Raw genomic sequence first — 17,125 nt, 5'->3', positions numbered from 1 at the left:
CGGCACTCCCCTTTGCTTTCACTGCATTGGATTCTTCGGCGAACACCAGGGTACGCCCGTGGTTCAAACGGCTTTACGTCTGGCCAACCTGTGGCCGGCAGGGCCTATTCCCCGCCGGGTGTTCAGGCTGTCATGCCGTGGCCACGGCATCCGCCGGACGCTCGATGGTGCGCGGGGCGAGCTCCGCGTTCTCCAGGACGCCCTTGAGGTGCTTCTCGACGACCGGGAGCACGTCCGCGATGGTGATGTCGCGGCCCAGTTCGTACGCGATTGACGTGACGCCCGCGTCCCGGATGCCGCACGGCACAATGCGGTCGAACCAGGTGTTGTCCGGGTTCACATTGAGCGCGAAGCCGTGCATGGTCACGCCCTTGGCCACCCGGATGCCGATCGCGGCCAGCTTGCGGTCCTCGCGGCGCTGCCCGGCGTTGGACGGGGCGTACTCGGGGCCGTTCAGCCGCGGGTCGAACTCCTCGTCCTGCAGCCGCGGGTCGAAGTCGAGGGAGAGGCCGCCGATCGACGGACGGTCCTCGACCGGGTCGCCGAGGACCCAGACCCCGCTGCGGCCCTCGACCCGGGAGGTCTCCAGACCGAATTCGGCGGCGGTACGGATCAGCGCGTCCTCCAGCCGGCGGACGTGCGCGACGACATCCACCGGGCGGGGCAGCTTCTGGATCGGGTAGCCGACCAGCTGTCCGGGACCGTGCCAGGTGATCTTGCCGCCGCGGTCCACATCGATGACCGGGGTGCCGTCCAGCGGGCGCTCACTGACGGTCGTGCGCCGCCCCGCCGTGTAGACGGGCGGGTGTTCCAGCAGCAGACAGGTGTCCGGGACGGTGTCCTCGAATCTGGCCGCGTGCACCTCGCGCTGCTTCTGCCAGGCCTCCTGGTAATCGACGGCTTCCTCGCCGAATCCCAGCCGGACGAACCGAAGCTCAGTCACGACAGATGCCTCCCTACTCGCGGTGCCGGGGGCCGGGGGGTGCCCGGAGCCACGCCACCATGCACTGAATCAGCCCCGAGCCACTGTACGACCGGACTCCGGGCGGTGGCCCAGCAGGTCGTGCCCGTCAGCGCCACCCCCAATCCTCACACGATCGGATGAAAGTGAAGCGAAGGTGGCTGCGACCGCCCCAGAGGCCGCTAAATTCGCGCCGTTCCATTAGGGCTGCCCGCCCGGCCCCGAAGGCAGGAGACCGTACAGCTGATGTCGGAACGACCTCCGCAGCGCACCCCGAACCGCCGACTCGCCTCGCTCATCACCGAGGCCGGCTTCTCCAACGCCGGCCTCGCCCGCAGGGTGGACCAACTCGGTCTGGAACACGGCCTCGACCTGCGGTACGACAAGACCTCCGTGACCCGCTGGCTGCGCGGCCAGCAGCCGCGCGGAACCACCCCCGCGCTGATCGCCGAGGTCTTCACCCGGCGGCTCGGGCGCCGCCTCTCCGCGCAGGACCTGGGCCTCGACGCATGTGCCCCCGTCTACGCGGGCCTGGAGTTCGCGGCCACGCCCGCCGAGGCGGTCGACATCGTCAGCGGACTGTGGCGGAAGGACTCGGGCAGCCATGCGGAGCTGCGCAAGATCGCCTTCACCCCGGCCGGGCTCGTCGTCCCCAGCAGGGACTGGCTGATCGGCCGGGCCGATGAGTGGGTGGGGCGGGGGAGTGAGTCCTCGCCCCCGGTGCCGGGCGGAGCCGGTGGTGCCCGTGTGGCTGGTGGGCTCGGCAGGTCCGTCGGGCCCACTGGGGCCGCAGGGGCTGCGGGAGCTGTAGGGGCCACTGAGGCCGGTGGTCCGGCGCGGCCCGGTGGTCTCGGCGGGGCGCGTGGGATCGGAGCGCAGGGGTTACACGGGTCGCACTGGCCCGGCGCCGGTGGGCACGGCGGGACGGGGGCGGCCGGTGCGAGTGGCCGCAGCGGGGCCCGTGGACCCGTACCGTCCCGGCCTCCCGGACCGTCCGCGCCACCAGGATCCCCCGCACCCTCGACGGCTTCCGCCTCTCTGGGAACAGGGCTGCCGGGCGCCCCCGGCGTCCCCCGGCAGCGGCAGAGCGACCGCGGCCCCGGCCAGCGGGTCAGCAGCGGTGATGTCGCCGCCCTGCGGTCGGTCGGCGAACTCTTCCGCACCCTCGACAACGCCTACGGCGGCGGCCATGCCCGGCAGGCCCTCGTCCGGTATCTGGAGCACGAGACGGAACCGATGCTGCGCGGGACGTACGGGGAGGCCACCGGGCGGCGGCTCTTCTCCGCCGCCGCCGATCTGACCCGGCTGGTGGGCTGGACCTCGTACGACATCGCGGCCCACGGCCTGGCCCAGCGGTACTTCGTCCAGGCGCTGCGGCTCGCCCAGGCCGCGGGGGACCGCGCGTACGGCAGCTACGTCCTGATCACCATGAGCCGGCAGGCGGTCTACCTCGGGCACGGCAGGGAAGCCGTACAGCTGGCCCGCGTCGCCCAGCAGGGCATCGGTTCGTCGGCGCCGCCCGTCGTCCAGGCCCTGCTGCACGCCGTCGAGGCACGCGGCCACGGGGTGCTCGGCGAGGCCAGGCCCTGCACCGCCTCGCTGGCGCGGGCGGAACGCTCGCTGGAGATCGCCCGCCCCGGGGACGAGGTGCCGTACTGGGCGCGGTACTTCGACGAGGCCCAGCTCGCCGACGACTTCGGCCACTGCCACCGGGATCTGCAGCAGTACCGGATCTCGGCGCAGCACGCGGAGCGCTCCCTCCAGCTGCGCGCCCCGGCGTACGCCCGCAGTCGGCTGTTCTGCCGGGTGGTGCTGGCCTCCGCGCGGCTCGGGCTCGGTGAGCTCGACCAGGCGTGCGTGCTCGGCGCCGAGGCCGCCCAGCAGGCGGCGGAGATGCGGTCGGTACGGGCGACGGAGTACGTACGGGACTTCGAGCGCCGCCTGGAGCCGTACCGGGACGCGGCCGCGGTGCGGGGATACCGCGAGCGGGTCGCCGCACTGGGGTGAGCCCGGGCCGGCTACCGCCCGGGCCGGCTACCGCCCGGGCCGGCTACCGCCCGGGCCGGTGCCAGGCCACCGCCCGGAGACCGCCCGGCCCTGGTGCCCGCGGCCTGGCCACCGCGCGTGGCCCGGCGCCCGCGAGACGGCGCCCGTGGCCCGGCGCCCGCGAGACGGCGCCCGCGGCCTGGTGCCCCGGCCACCGCCCGGTGCCCTGGGCCTACGCCGCTTCGGGCAGCGCCGCCCCGTTCCCGTACCCCGGCCGTACGCCCAGGTCGGTGAGGATCGCCTCGGCTGCGCGGCGGCCCGAGAACAGGGCGCCCTGGACCGTGCTCGTGTCGCGGTGGTCGCCGCACACGTACAGCCCGGCGAGCAGCCGGACCGGGCGGCGCAGATCGTGCGGGGCCGGCATCGCGGGGACCGCCTCGGGGTCGTGGTGGGCGGCCAGCAGCTCCCAGTCGTCGGTGGGGGTGCCGTACAGGGCGGCGAGATGGGCGCGGACCGTGCGGTCCAGGTCGGGCGGCGGGGTGCCGAGCACCGTCGAGCTGATCAGGGTCCGGCCGTGCGGGGCGCGCGAGGGGTCGACCGCGCTCATCACCGCGGTGTGTGCGACCGGGCCCGAGCGGTCGGCGTCCAGCAGCAGCGAGGCGCCGGTCGGCGGGGGAGCGGGGGCGGTGTGGTGAAGGACCGTCACGGGGTGGAAGGGCGGTACCCGCAGACCGGGCAGCAGTTCGGCGGCGGCGCCCGCGCCGGTCGCCAGCAGCAGGGAGCGGCAGCCCAGTTCGCCGTGCTCCTTGGTGCGGACCGAGGTGATGTCGGCAGCCGTGACATGCACACCCGTCCGTACGGTGCCGGGCGGCAGCGCGGCCGCGAGCAGTTCGGGCAGCCTTTCCGAACCGCCCTCGGGTACGCACAGCCTGCCGCGCGCATAGCCGCGCAGGGTGAGATCGGCGCACCGGCTGGACGTGGTGAGCTCCGGGTCGCTGAGGAGCGCGGAGAGCAGCGGGCGAAGGAAGCCGTTGACCGTACGGGAGGTCAGGCCGCGGTGGGACAGGGCGGCGAGCGCGGTCTGTTCGGGCCGGGCCAGGATGCGGGCTGCCGGGGTGGCGGCGAGCCGGGACAGGGCGGCGCCCAGCCGGGCCTGGTCGATCGGCCCACCCATCGACGGACGGGGGGCGCTTGCCAGGGCGCGCGCCACCTTGAATGCGCCCCGCGCGCCCCGTACATCACCGGTCCGGTACTGACGGCCCTCGCTGTGGACGAGCACCCCCGGTGCGAAGTTGCGCAGCACGAGCCCTTCGAGGGCGGGCATCCGGCGGAGTTCCGGGTACGAGGTGCTGAGCAGCGGGCCGATGTGGTCGAGCCGGAAGCCGTCCACGTCGGCGGTGGCCATCCGGCCGCCGACCCGGGGGCCGGCCTCCAGGACGCTGACACTTACCCCTGCGCTGGTCAGTTGGTGGGCGGCTGACAGACCGGCGATCCCGGCCCCGATGATGACGACGTCCGCGTGGTGTGCCGAGCTGAGCACGTGCCCCTCCCCGAGTCGGCGCAACTACTGGGAGGCTCTTGCCCCCAACAGGCCCCCGGAATGCCCGAGTTCGCAAGGAGGCTAGGAGGGGGGCCGGTGCGGGCGCAGTCGCGCGCACCGGGGGCACCGTTGCACGGGGTCGCACGTCCGTCCGAATGCGCGGAGGATATGCGGGCCAGGGCTGCGCATGGCGCGGTCCGGCGTGTGCCGGTGCGTGTTCGGTGCGCTCAGCGCAGCGCTGCGCGGATCGCGCCGTCGATTCCCGGGAAGGCGAACACGAAGCCCGAGTTCAGCAGTTGACCCGGCAGTACACGCTGGCTGCCCAGCACATCCTCCGCGAAGTCCCCCAGGACGATCCGCAGGGCCGGTGCCGGAGCGGTCAGGAGCGTGGGGCGGCGCAGCACCCGTCCCATCGCGGCCGTCACCTCGCCGTTGGTGACGGGGTCGGGGCCGGTCAGATTCACCGGACCCGACAGCGACTCCGTGTCCAGGATGTGCCGCAGGGCCGCTACCTCGTCGTGCAGCGCGATGAAGCTCCAGTACTGGCGCCCGTTGCCCAGCCGCCCGCCGAGCCCCGCCCGGAACAGCGGGAAGAGCTGCCCCCAGGCCCCGCCCTCACGGCCGACGACCAGACCGGTGCGCGCGTGCACCGTCCGTACGCCCGCCTCCTGAGCGGCGGCCGTGGCCGCCTCCCACTCCACGCACACGGACGGCAGGAAGCCCTCGCCGGCCGGGGCGCTCTCGTCGACCGCACGGTCCCCCGTGTCGCCGTAGTAGCCGATGGCCGAGCCGGACAGCAGCACCTTCGGCGGTACGTCCAGCGACGCGACGGCCTCGGCGACGGCCGCCGTCCCGAGCACCCGGCTGTCCCGGATCTCCTTCTTGTACGCGGGTGTCCAGCGGTGGTCGCCGACCCCGGCCCCGGCGAGATGGACGACGGCATCGCAGCCCACCAGGCCCGCCACGTCGACGTATCCGCGCTTGGGATCCCACTCCACCTCGTCGCCCGCCCGCGCCGGGTGCCGCACCAGGCGAACGACCTCGTGCCCGTCGGTCCGCAGCGAGCGCACCAGCGCCGCTCCGATGAGTCCGGATGCTCCGGTGACAGCGATACGGGAATGCAGCATGGGGTCCATCCTGCCGCAGCGGCCCCCGGTGCGCCGCCCCCGCCGGGCCGACGGCCCTTCGTGCGTCGCCGGCCTGCGCCGGGCCGCGAAACAGGGCTGACCGGGCGACGGGTGGCGTGGCACAGTGGCGCGCATGCCCGAGATCCACACGTACCCGGTCCGCCCCGTCCGCCCCGCGGTTCTCTCCGACGAAGCCGCTCTCGGCGAACTCGACCGCGCCACCTGGTCGACGCTGCACGCCGTGACACCGAGGCCGCAGCCCCCGTACGCGCCGTTCTTCGACGACCGCCACAAGCCCGAGGGCTTCCTCGTGGCCGAGGCGGAGAACGCGGCGGGAGAGGTGTGCCTCGCCGGGTACACCAGGCTGGTCCCGCCGACCCCGCTGGCCTGCAACACACATGTCCGGCAGATACAGGGCCTCGCCGTGGCCGACTGGGCGCGCGGCCGCGGTATTGCCAGGGCCCTGCTGCGGGCCGCGTTCACGGCGGCGCGGAGTGACGGGGCGAACCGGATGACGCTGCGGGTGCTCGGGCACAACGCACCCGCGCGGGCCCTTTACGAGTCGGAGGGATTCGCCGTCGAGGGTGTGCTGCCCGGTGAGTTCTTCCTGCACGGGCGTTACGTCGACGACGTCATGATGGGCCGCTCGCTCGCCCCGTGACCCCTCGTGTCCTGTGCGCCGTGGTGCCGTCGGGCCCGCAGCTCGGCGACAGGGCCCCGGGCGCGTTCAGCCGGCTCCGAACCCGCGCGTTCAGCCTGCTCCGAACCGTTCCCAGAGCGCGGGAAAGCGTTCCGCCAGGGCCGTGTCGTCCTCGAAGCTGAAGGGGGTGCCCTCCGGCTCGGATGCCTGGGGCGGCAGGCCGAGGTCCGGGGCGACCACGCCGGTGAGTTGTTCGTACGCCTCGTCGGCGGCGTAGCCGAGATCCTCGGCGTCCCCGTCGATCTCCTCGTCGAAGTCGTCGAGGAGATCGGCGAGGTTGTCCGGATCGTGCAGAGCGCCCTCGAAGATCTCCCGGCCCTGCCCGATCAGCCAGCAGCGGAAGAAGTCGAAGGCGTCGTCGCTCGCGCCGCCGAGCAGCACGGCGGCGGCGCCCCACAGTTCCCAGCGGTAGGCGCGGTTGTAACGGGCCTCGAAGTGCCTGGCGAAATCCAGCACGGCTTCGGGATCGAGCCGCACCAGCCGTTCGACGAGCAGGTCGGCCTGGTCCTCGGGGTCGCCCTCGGCGGCCTCGCGGGTGCTGTCGATGATCTCCCAGAACTCCGTCTCGTCCATCACGGGACAAGCATCGGCCTTGACGGCGGGCGACGCACGCGGACGCGGCGAAAAGAAGCCTTCAGCGATAGAGGTCGTGCAGGCGTTCGGCGGCTGCGGTGAAGCGGGCCCGCAGAGCGGCCGGTTCGAGGACCTCCAACTCCGGCCCCAGGGTCAGTAGTTGGTTGTACGCTACATCGAGGGACTCGACCGGCAGGGTGACGGTGAGCCGCCCCTGCGCGTCGGGCGGGCCGGCCGCGTCCAGCGCGTCGTGGACCGCCGAACGGTCCATGGCGTACGGCAGTCGGCGTACACCCTCCTGCGACACCCGTACCGTCACCTCGGTACGCAGGAGCGAGCGGGCGAACTGGGCGGCCCGCTCGTCCCAGAAGCCCGGCAGATCGAACTGTTCGTCGCGTTCGAACCGCTCGTCCGACACCGCGACGGCCGAGAACCGGTCGATCCGGTACACCCGGAAGTCGTCCGCCACGCGGGCACAGAGATACCAGACCCCGGCCTTCAGGACGAGTCCGTACGGGGCCAGCTCCCGCTCCACCTCGTCGTCCCGGCCGCTGCGGCGGTAGCGGGCATGGACGATCCGGTCGTCCCAGACCGCCTCCGCGACAGCGGGCAGCAGTTCGGGGGTGACCGGTTCCTGGTACCAGCCGGGAGCGTCCAGGTGGAAGCGCTGGGCGGCGCTGTCGGAGGCGTCCCGCAGGGAAGGGAGCAGAGCCGCCGACACCTTGAGCCGGGCGGCGGACGCGGCGTCCTCCAGGCCCATCTCGCGCAGCGCGGACGGCAGCCCGGAGAGGAAGAGCGCCTCGGCCTCGTTACGGGCGAGTCCGGTGAGGCGCGTGCGGTACCCGCCGACCAGCCGGTAGCCCCCGGCCCGGCCCCGGTCCGCGTACACCGGGACGCCCGCTTCGGAGAGTGCCTGCGCGTCGCGGGTGACGGTCCGTTCGGACACTTCGAGCTCCTGGGCGAGCTCGGTGGCGGTCATGGCGGGGCGGGACTGCAGGAGCAGCACCATTTTGATGAGACGGGCAGCACGCATGCGGCCATTGTGGCCGCGGTGTGCGGGTTGCGGCCCGCGTGCCCCGGCCGCGTGGGGGCCTCGATCGCCGGCCGGGCTCAAAAGATGTCCTCGATCGCCGGACGGGCTTGATCTTCAAGCCCGTCCGGCGATCGAGGACAACAGCGGCAGCCGGGCGTACCCGGCCGCCCTCGCGTCAGAGCCCGTACCGCTCCCGGGCCTCCTTGACCGCGGACGCGGTCACCTCGCCGCGGCGGGCCAGCTGGGCCAGGGCCGCGACCGTGATCGACTGGGCGTCGACGCCGAAGTGGCGGCGGGCCGCGTCGCGGGTGTCGGAGAGCCCGAAGCCGTCCGTGCCGAGCGAGGACCAGTCCTGCTCCACCCACTGGCTGATCTGGTCCGGGACCTGCCGCATCCAGTCGCTGACCGCGAGGACCGGACCCGGTGCGCCCTCCAGCGCCTGGGTCACGTACGGCACCCGCTGCTCACCGCGGAGCAGCGCCTCGTCGCACTCCAGCGCCTCGCGGCGCAGCTCGCCCCACGAGGTGGCGGACCAGACGTCGGCCGTGACACCCCAGTCCGCGGCCAGCAGCTCCTGCGCCCCCAGGGCCCAGTGGATCGCCGTACCGGAGGCCATCAGCTGGACGCGCGGTGCGTCCGCCGTCGTGGGCGTGCCCTCCTTGAAGCGGTAGAGGCCCTTGACGATGCCCTCCTCGACGCCTTCCGGCATCGCGGGCTGCGGCTTCGGCTCGTTGTAGACCGTCAGGTAGTAGAAGACGTTCTCGGCCTCGGGGCCGTACATCCGGCGCAGACCGTCCTTGACGATCACCGCGATCTCGTACGCGAACGCCGGGTCGTAGTTGAGCGACGCGGGGTTCGTGGACGCGATCAGGTGCGAATGGCCGTCCGCGTGCTGGAGGCCCTCGCCGGTCAGCGTCGTCCGGCCGGCCGTGGCGCCGACGATGAAGCCCTTGCCGAGCTGGTCGGCGAGCTGCCACATCTGGTCGCCGGTCCGCTGCCAGCCGAACATCGAGTAGAAGATGTAGAAGGGGATCATCGTCTCGCCGTGCGTCGCGTACGACGTGGCGGCGGCGATGAAGTCGGCCATGGCCCCGGCTTCGGTGATCCCCTCGTTGAGGATCTGCCCGTCCTTGGCCTCCTTGTAGTACATCAACTGGTCGCGGTCGACCGGCTCGTACGTCTGGCCCAGCGGCGAGTAGATGCCTGCCGACGGGAACAGCGACTCCATGCCGAAGGTACGGGCCTCGTCCGGGACGATCGGCACCCAGCGCTTGCCGGTCTCCTTGTCCCGCATCAGGTCCTTGGCCAGGCGCACGAACGCCATGGTGGTGGCCATCTCCTGTTTGCCGGACCCCTTGTACAGGGCCTGGAACGCGCGCTCCTCGGGCTCGGGCAGCGCCACCGCGTGCACCCGGCGGGCCGGCGCGGGGCCGCCGAGAGCGGCACGGCGCTCCTGGAGGTAGCGGACCTCGGGGGAGTCGGCGCCCGGGTGGCCGTAAGGCACCACGCCGTCGGCGAAGGCGCTGTCCGGGATCGGGAGGCCGAGCAGCTCGCGCATGCCCTTGAACTCGTCGATCGACAGCTTCTTCATCTGGTGATTGGCGTTCTTGGACTCGAAGCCCTTGCCGAGCGTGTAGCCCTTCACCGTCTGCGCGAGGATCACGGTGGGCGCGCCCTTGTGCTCGACGGCAGCCCTGTACGCCGCATAGACCTTGCGGGCCTCGTGGCCGCCGCGCGAGGTGTAGAAACACTCGGCGATCTTCGCGTCGGTGAGCAGCTTCGCCAGCTCGGCGAGCGCGGGCTCGGCGCCGAAGAAGTGCTCACGGATGTACGCGACGTCGCGGGTGGCGTACGTCTGGAACTGCGCGTCCGGGACCTCTCGGAGCCGGCGCACCAGCGCACCGGTGGTGTCCAGCTGGAACAGCTCGTCCCAGGCGTTGCCCCAGAGCGTCTTGATGACGTTCCAGCCGGCGCCGCGGAACGCGCCCTCCAGCTCCTGGACCACGCGGAAGTTGGCGCGGACCGGGCCGTCGAGGCGCTGCAGGTTGCAGTTGATGACGAAGGTCAGGTTGTCGAGCTGCTCACGGGCCGCGAGGGCGAGGGCGGCGGTCGACTCGGGCTCGTCCATCTCGCCGTCGCCGAGGAAGGCCCAGACGTGCGAGTTCGACGTGTCCTTGATGTTGCGGTTGGCCAGATAGCGGTTGAAGCGCGCCTGGTAGATCGCCGAGAGCGGGCCGAGGCCCATCGACACGGTGGGGAACTCCCACAGCCAGGGCAGCCGCCGTGGGTGCGGGTAGGACGGCAGACCGTCGCCGCCCGCCTCCTGGCGGAAGTTGTCGAGCTGCTGCTCGCTGAGCCGGCCGTCGAGGAAGGCGCGGGCGTAGATGCCGGGGGAGGCGTGGCCCTGGATGTAGAGCTGGTCGCCGGAGCCGTCCCCTTCCTTGCCGCGGAAGAAGTGGTTGAAGCCGGTCTCGTACAGCCAGGCTGCCGAGGCGAAGGTGGCGATGTGGCCGCCGACGCCGAGCCGGGCGCCACGGGTGACCATCGCTGCCGCGTTCCAGCGGTTCCAGGCGGTGATCCTGGACTCCATCTCCAGGTCGCCGTCGAACGCGGGCTCGGCGGCGGTCGGGATGGAGTTGACGTAATCGCTCTCCAGCAGCTTGGGCAGCGCGAGACCGGCGCCCTCGGCGTGCTGGAGCGAGCGACGCATCAGGTACGCGGCACGGTGCGGGCCCGCGGCCTTGGTGACGGCATCCAGGGAGGCCGCCCATTCGGCGGTCTCCTCGGGGTCACGGTCCGGGAGCTGGTCGAGCTCGCTCGGAAGCTTTCCTACGGGGTCGGTCATGATCGCCGCCTTCCGGAGTGGAGGGGGGTGGAGAAAGGCCCTGACTGGCAGGACAGGGCGATGGGGCCGGTGGGCCCGCGGAGTGAACTGTAAGTCGCCGATCGATGATCGATCAAAGGATGAAAGGCAAAACTTCTCGATATGAAGAAAGTGGCATTCGGTGCCGCGAAACGGGGCACGGAGTGACGGGATTTAGTGCACAAAAAGGGCGCTCGCCTGCACAGGCGAGCGCCCCCCACGACAGATGCGTACCAACCTCAGGCGCGCGGTGCGCAGCCGAGCACATGCGCCTTGACCAGCACACCGATGTCCGGGTCCTTCCGCAGGAACGCCTCGATGAGCGCCTCGTGCTCCTCCGCGTACGACTTCTGGACCGTGCCCAGCCACCGGATCGACAGCGCGGTGAACACCTCGATGCCCAGCCCCTCCCAGGTGTGCAGCAGCACGGCGTTCCCGGCGGCCCGCACCATCTCGCGGTGGAACCCCACGGTGTGCCGCACCTGCGCCTCGCCGTCGGCCAGCCGGTCCGCCTCGTAGAGCGCCGTCACATGCGGCGCGAGGCGCGAGCAGTCCTCGCCGAGGGCCGGAGCCGCCAGCTCCGCCGCGATCTGCTCAAGACCGGCCCGAACCGGATAGCTCTCCTCCAGATCGGCCGCGGTGAGATTGCGGACCCGTACGCCCTTGTTGGGTGCCGACTCGATCAGCCGGAGCGTCTCCAGCTCCCGCAGCGCCTCGCGTACGGGCGTCTGGCTGACCTCCAGCTCGGTGGCGATCCGGCGCTCCACGATCCGCTCACCCGGTTTCCAGCGCCCGCTGACGATCCCGTCCACGATGTGCTCGCGGATCTGTTCGCGCAGCGAGTGGACGACGGGCGGGGTCATGAGGGGCTCCTTCGGGGCAAACCGGTGCTGTCTGAGCCATCACGGCTGCCGGGGCGACCGGTGGTGTCTAGACAATACGGCGGCGCCCCCGACCGGAAGTGTTCCGGACAGGGGCGCCGCTGGTGAGGCTGGTTACAACCGTGGTGCTCAGAGGCCGAGCTCGACCTCGAACTCACCGGCCTCCAGGATCGCCTTGACCGCGGTCAGGTAACGGGCGGCGTCCGCGCCGTCCACCAGACGGTGGTCGTAGGAGAGCGAGAGGTACGTCATGTCGCGCACCGCGATCGTCTCGCCGAGGTCCGGGTGGTCGATGACCACCGGGCGGCGGACCGTGGCACCGATGCCCAGGATGGCTGCCTGGTTCGGGGGCACGATGACGGTGTCGAACAGCGCACCGCGCGAGCCGGTGTTGCTGATGGTGAAGGTGGCACCGGACATGTCGTCCGGCGTCAGGCCGCCACCGCGGGCCTTGCCGGCCAGCTCGGCGGTCTTCTTCGAGATACCGGCGATGTTCAGGTCGCCCGCACCCTTGATGACCGGGGTCATCAGACCCTTCTCGGCGTCCACGGCGATGCCGATGTTCTCCGAGTCGAAGTACGTGATGGTGCCCTCGTCCTCGTTGATCCGGGCGTTGACGACCGGGTGGGCCTTCAGCGCCTGGGCCGCCGCCTTCACGAAGAACGGCATCGGGGACAGCTTGACGCCCTCACGGGCGGCGAACGAGGCCTTCGCCTGGTTGCGCAGCTTCATCAGCTTCGTGATGTCGACCTCGACGACCGAGGTCAGCTGGGCCTGCGAGTGCAGCGCCTTCATCATGTTGTCGCCGATGACCTTGCGCATGCGGGTCATCTTGACCGTCTGACCGCGCAGCGGGGAGGCCTCCAGCTTCGGCGCCTTGGAGGCGGCGGCCGGAGCAGCGGCGGGGGCCGGAGCAGCGGCGGCGGCCCTGGCGGCCTCCGCGGCGGCGACGACGTCCTGCTTGCGGATACGGCCACCGACGCCGGTGCCCTTGACCGCGCCCAGGTCGACGCCGTTCTCGGCGGCGAGCTTGCGGACCAGCGGCGTGACGTACGCGCCGTCGTCACCGGCGTGCGCGGCCGGGGCGACCGGAGCCGGAGCGGCAACGGGCGCCGGAGCGGCCGGGGCCACCGGGGCCGGAGCGGCGACCGGGGCGGCGGGCGCCACCGGGGCCGGAGCCGGCGCGGGGGCGGCCGGAGCGACCGGTGCCGGGGCGGGGGCAGCGGCGACCGGGGCCGGAGCCGGGGCGGCGACGGGTGCCGGAGCGGCCGGGGCCGGGGCAGCCGCCGGAGCGGCACCGGCGGCACCGATGACGGCGAGCTTGGCGCCGACCTCGGCGGTCTCGTCCTCGGCGACGACGATCTCCAGCAGCACACCGGAAACCGGGGCCGGGATCTCGGTGTCGACCTTGTCCGTGGAGACCTCCAGGAGGGGCTCGTCCTCCGTGACCTCCTCGCCGACCTCCTTCAGCCAGCGGGTGACGGTGCCCTCGGTGACGCTCTCGCCGAGCGCCGGGAGGGTGACGTCGGTACCGGCGGCGCCACCGGCCGGTGCGGCGGCGGCCGGAGCTTCGGCCACGGGGGCCGGAGCAGCGGCAGCGGGGGCCTCGGCGACCGGCGCCGGGGCGGCCACGGGCTCGGCGGCCGGGGCCGCGGCGGCAGCCGGCGCACCCGTGCCGTCGTCGATGACGGCCAGCTCGGCGCCGACCTCGACGGTCTCGTCCTCGGCGACCTTGATGGAGGCGAGGATGCCGGCCGCGGGGGCCGGGATCTCGGTGTCGACCTTGTCGGTCGAAACCTCGAGCAACGGCTCGTCGGCCTCGACGCGCTCGCCCTCGGCCTTCAGCCAGCGGGTGACAGTGCCCTCGGTGACGCTCTCGCCGAGCGCCGGAAGGGTTACGGAAACCGACATGGTTTCAGTTGCTCCTTACGAAAGTGCGGAAGTAGGTCGGTCGTCGCGCCCGGTCGACTGATCAGTCGTGGGAGTGCAGCGGCTTGCCGGCCAGGGCCAGGTGGGCCTCGCCGAGCGCCTCGCTCTGGGTCGGGTGGGCGTGGATGAGCTGCGCGACCTCGGCGGGCAGCGCCTCCCAGTTGTAGATCAGCTGGGCTTCGCCGACCTGCTCGCCCATACGGTCACCGACCATGTGGACGCCGACCACGGCACCGTCCTTGACCTGGACGAGCTTGATCTCGCCCGCGGTCTTGAGGATCTTGCTCTTGCCGTTGCCCGCGAGGTTGTACTTCAGAGCGACGACCTTGTCCGCGCCGTAGAGCTCCTTGGCCTTGGCCTCGGTGATGCCCACGGAGGCGACCTCGGGGTGGCAGTACGTCACCCGCGGGACACCGTCGTAGTCGATCGGAACGGTCTTCAGACCGGCCAGCCGCTCCGCCACCAGGATGCCCTCGGCGAAGCCGACGTGCGCGAGCTGGAGCGTCGGGGCCAGGTCACCCACGGCCGAGATGGTGGGCACGTTGGTCTGCATGTACTCGTCGACGAGGACGTAGCCGCGGTCCATCGCGACGCCGGCCTCCTCGTAGCCCAGACCCTGCGAGACCGGGCCGCGGCCGATGGCGACCAGCAGCACCTCGGCCTCGAAGGTCTTGCCGTCGGCGAGGGTCACGCGGACGCCGTCCTGCGTGTACTCGGCGCTCTGGAAGAACGTACCGAGGTTGAACTTGATGCCGCGCTTGCGGAAGGCGCGCTCAAGAAGCTTCGAGCTGTTCTCGTCCTCGACCGGGACGAGGTGCTTCAGGCCCTCGATGATCGTCACGTCGGTGCCGAAGGACGTCCACGCCGAGGCGAACTCGACGCCGATGACGCCGCCGCCCAGCACGATCGCGGACTTCGGGACACGGTCCAGCTTCAGCGCGTGGTCCGAGGAGATGATGCGGTTGCCGTCGATCTCCAGGCCCGGCAGCGACTTCGGCACGGAGCCGGTCGCGAGCAGCACGTGGCGGCCCTGGACGCGCTGGCCGTTCACATCCACCGAGGTGGGGGAGGAGAGCCGTCCCTCACCCTCGATGTAGGTGACCTTGCGCGAGGCGATGAGACCCTGCAGACCCTTGTACAGGCCCGAGATCACGTCGTCCTTGTACTTGTGGACGGCCTCGATGTCGATGCCCTCGAAGGTGGCCTTGACACCGAACTGCCCGGCCTCGCGCGCCTGGTCGGCGATCTCGCCGGCGTGCAGCAGGGCCTTCGTCGGGATACAACCGTTGTGCAGGCAGGTGCCGCCGACCTTGCCCTTCTCGATCAGAGCGACGTCCAGGCCCAGCTGCGCTCCGCGCAGGGCCGCGGCGTAACCGCCGCTACCACCGCCGAGGATCACTAGGTCGAAAACGGTGCTGGCGTCGTTCGCCACGTCACGTCCTCCATGCATGTGCGCCGTACGCCGGGCCCCGTCGCTGGGGTGTGACCGGCCGGTCGGCTGGTGTTCGGCCGCTTTTGTTATTCGGCCCTGTGGTGGGGGCCCTGTCCTGCCGAGAACCCATCTTCGCACTTGTTGACGGTGGGCGGGACGCGGGGCCCGGGTCTGAGGCGGATGATCTCCGTCTCGGGTGGTTACCGCTGCGTAGAGGCCTACGGATTTCGTCGAGAGCGAAACCTGCCGGATCCGTGCTGCGATGCCACGGGGGGAACACATACGGCCCCGGACGTATGCCCGGGGCCGTATGCCGGCTGCGACCTCAGCCGAGGTCTCCGGCAGCGGTGCGCTCCGCCAGCTTCACCAGCGTGCGGACCGCGGAACCGGTGCCGCCCTTCGGCGTGTAGCCGTACGGGGCGCCCTCGTGGAAGGCCGGGCCGGCGATGTCCAGGTGCGCCCAGGCGATGCCCTCGCCCACGAACTCCTGCAGGAACAGACCGGCCACCAGGCCGCCGCCCATCCGCTCGCCCATGTTGGCGATGTCGGCGGTCGGGGAGTCCATGCCCTTGCGCAGGTCGGCGGGGAGCGGCATCGGCCAGGAGGCCTCGCCGACCTCCTCGGCGATCTCGTGGATGGAGGTACGGAAGGCGTCGTCGTTCGCCATGATGCCGAAGGTGCGGTTGCCCAGCGCCAGCACCATCGCGCCGGTCAGGGTCGCCACGTCGACGATCGCGTCCGGGTTCTCCTCGGAGGCGCGGGTCAGCGCGTCGGCGAGGACGAGCCGGCCCTCGGCGTCCGTGTTGAGGACCTCGACGGTCTTGCCGCTGTACATGTGCAGCACGTCACCGGGGCGGGTGGCGTTGCCCGACGGCATGTTCTCGGCGAGCGCCAGCCAGCCGGTGACATTGACCTGGAGACCCAGACGGGCGGCCGCGACGACGCTCGCGAACACGGCGGCGGCGCCGCTCATGTCGCACTTCATCGTCTCGTTGTGGCCGGCCGGCTTCAGCGAGATGCCGCCCGAGTCGTAGGTGATGCCCTTGCCGACCAGGGCCAGGGTCTTCTCCGCCTTCGGGTGCGTGTAGGCGAGCTTCACCAGACGCGGGCCGTGGGACGAGCCCTGGCCGACGCCCAGCAGACCGCCGAAACCGCCCTTGACGAGCGCCTTCTCGTCGAGGACCTGCACCTTGATGCCGTGCTCCTTGCCCGCGGCGGTGGCCACGGCGGCGAAGGACTCGGGGTACAGGTCGTTCGGCGGGGTGTTGATCAGGTCGCGGGCGCGGTTGATCTCCTCGACGACCGCGACGGCACGCTCGGCGGCCGCCTTGAACGCCTTGTCGCGCGGCTTGGCGCCGAGCAGGGCGACCTCGCCGAGCGGCAGCTTCGGGCCGTTGCCGTTCTTCTTGTCCTTGGGCGCCAGCTTGTTCTCGCCGCCCTGGTACGCGGTGAAGGCGTACGCACCGAGGAGCGCGCCCTCGGAGATCGCCTCGGCGTCCTCGGCGGACGCGATGGGCAGCGCGAAGCCGGCCTTCTTCGAACCGCTCAGGGCACGGGCGGCCGAGCCCGCGGCCCGGCGCAGCGCCTCGGCGTCGTACGCGTCGTCCTTCTCCGGGACGGAACCGAGTCCGACCGCGATGACGACCGGGACCTTGAGGCCGGCGGGCGCGGGGAGCTTGGTCACCTCGCCCTCGGCACCTGCGGCGCCCAGGGCCTCCAGGACGGTGGCGAGCTTTCCGTCGAACGCCTTGTCCACGGCCTCGGCGCCCGGTGCGAGGACCGGACCCTTGGCGCCCTTGGCGACGCCGACGACGAGTGCGTCGGCGCGCAGCGTCGCCGCACCGGCAGTGCTGAGAGTGAGAGCAGTCACGGTGGTGAAATCTCGCTTCCGTTGAGTTCGTTGCCGGTCGAGGGGTGGGCCGACCGTGCCCGGCGCATCGTAGACGCCGCCGCAATGTGCCGGGAATGAGCCTACGCGCGCCTTTGCCACGGGAACACGGCGGCGGGCCGTCGGCGGCCTGTTGTGGCGTCGATGCGCCGGTTCCGGGCGGCCGGGGCCGGGGCCGTGCAGCTGGAACGGGCCGTGGAAGTAGGGTCGTT

12 protein-coding genes are annotated in these 17,125 nt (G+C 71.9%); 2 read left to right on the top strand and 10 right to left on the bottom strand.

The window, feature by feature from the left end:
* Window positions 1–130 precede the first annotated feature (130 nt).
* The gene (gene lipB / locus ACGFU7_RS02290; protein WP_393691428.1) at window positions 131–943 is read right to left on the bottom strand and encodes a lipoyl(octanoyl) transferase LipB; all 813 of its coding nucleotides are present in this window, start codon (window positions 941–943) and stop codon (window positions 131–133) included.
* 264 nt (window positions 944–1,207) lie between these two features.
* Here lipB and ACGFU7_RS02285 point away from each other — a divergent pair, with 264 nt between their 5' ends.
* Window positions 1,208–2,968, top strand: coding sequence for a regulator (locus tag ACGFU7_RS02285; RefSeq protein ID WP_393691426.1), 1,761 nt, complete (start codon window positions 1,208–1,210; stop codon window positions 2,966–2,968).
* A 211-nt stretch (window positions 2,969–3,179) separates the two neighbouring features.
* Here the strand turns inward: ACGFU7_RS02285 and ACGFU7_RS02280 are convergent, their stop codons facing one another.
* Together ACGFU7_RS02280 and ACGFU7_RS02275 are read right to left on the bottom strand one after the other, a co-directional pair.
* Window positions 3,180–4,487, bottom strand: a complete 1,308-nt coding sequence (locus tag ACGFU7_RS02280; protein WP_393691424.1) for an NAD(P)/FAD-dependent oxidoreductase — start codon at window positions 4,485–4,487, stop codon at window positions 3,180–3,182.
* Window positions 4,488–4,714: 227 nt separating this feature from the next.
* Window positions 4,715–5,614 (bottom strand): TIGR01777 family oxidoreductase, encoded by a 900-nt coding sequence (locus ACGFU7_RS02275; protein ID WP_393691422.1) that lies wholly within the window; start codon window positions 5,612–5,614, stop codon window positions 4,715–4,717.
* Between the two features lie 133 nt (window positions 5,615–5,747).
* On the opposite strand from ACGFU7_RS02275, the gene ACGFU7_RS02270 reads away from it, so the two are divergent.
* A complete protein-coding gene (locus ACGFU7_RS02270) occupies window positions 5,748–6,275 on the top strand; it encodes a GNAT family N-acetyltransferase (RefSeq protein WP_393691421.1) in 528 nt (175 codons plus the stop codon).
* Between the two features lie 90 nt (window positions 6,276–6,365).
* Here ACGFU7_RS02270 and ACGFU7_RS02265 read toward each other — a convergent pair whose 3' ends face one another.
* The 7 genes from ACGFU7_RS02265 to ACGFU7_RS02235 all read right to left on the bottom strand — a co-directional run bounded on the left by ACGFU7_RS02265 (window position 6,366) and on the right by ACGFU7_RS02235 (window position 16,895).
* Entirely contained in the window at window positions 6,366–6,887 is a 522-nt protein-coding gene (locus ACGFU7_RS02265; RefSeq protein ID WP_393691834.1) for a DUF4240 domain-containing protein, read from the bottom strand.
* A gap of 61 nt (window positions 6,888–6,948) precedes the next feature.
* Window positions 6,949–7,920 (bottom strand): helix-turn-helix transcriptional regulator, encoded by a 972-nt coding sequence (locus tag ACGFU7_RS02260; protein WP_393691419.1) that lies wholly within the window; start codon window positions 7,918–7,920, stop codon window positions 6,949–6,951.
* Between the two features lie 175 nt (window positions 7,921–8,095).
* The gene (aceE, locus tag ACGFU7_RS02255) at window positions 8,096–10,765 is read right to left on the bottom strand and encodes a pyruvate dehydrogenase (acetyl-transferring), homodimeric type (RefSeq protein ID WP_393691418.1); all 2,670 of its coding nucleotides are present in this window, start codon (window positions 10,763–10,765) and stop codon (window positions 8,096–8,098) included.
* A gap of 257 nt (window positions 10,766–11,022) precedes the next feature.
* Window positions 11,023–11,646 carry a GntR family transcriptional regulator gene (locus ACGFU7_RS02250; RefSeq protein ID WP_266361865.1) on the bottom strand — a complete coding sequence of 208 codons (624 nt, stop codon included), beginning with the start codon at window positions 11,644–11,646 and terminating at the stop codon, window positions 11,023–11,025.
* A 147-nt stretch (window positions 11,647–11,793) separates the two neighbouring features.
* Complete coding sequence (sucB, locus tag ACGFU7_RS02245; RefSeq protein WP_393691416.1) at window positions 11,794–13,575, bottom strand: 2-oxoglutarate dehydrogenase, E2 component, dihydrolipoamide succinyltransferase; 1,782 nt, start codon at window positions 13,573–13,575, stop codon at window positions 11,794–11,796.
* A 61-nt stretch (window positions 13,576–13,636) separates the two neighbouring features.
* Complete coding sequence (gene lpdA, locus ACGFU7_RS02240) at window positions 13,637–15,025, bottom strand: dihydrolipoyl dehydrogenase (protein WP_393691414.1); 1,389 nt, start codon at window positions 15,023–15,025, stop codon at window positions 13,637–13,639.
* A gap of 325 nt (window positions 15,026–15,350) precedes the next feature.
* On the bottom strand, window positions 15,351–16,895 hold the full coding sequence (locus ACGFU7_RS02235; RefSeq protein ID WP_393691412.1) for a leucyl aminopeptidase: 1,545 nt from the start codon (window positions 16,893–16,895) through the stop codon (window positions 15,351–15,353).
* Window positions 16,896–17,125: the final 230 nt, after the last annotated feature.

The sequence above is a fragment of the Streptomyces sp. NPDC048473 genome (genome assembly GCF_043200155.1).
Classification (GTDB): Bacteria; Actinomycetota; Actinomycetes; order Streptomycetales; family Streptomycetaceae; genus Streptomyces.
The sequence above is the reverse complement of the archived record's forward strand: the minus strand, read 5'-3'. Positions and strand labels throughout refer to the sequence as shown.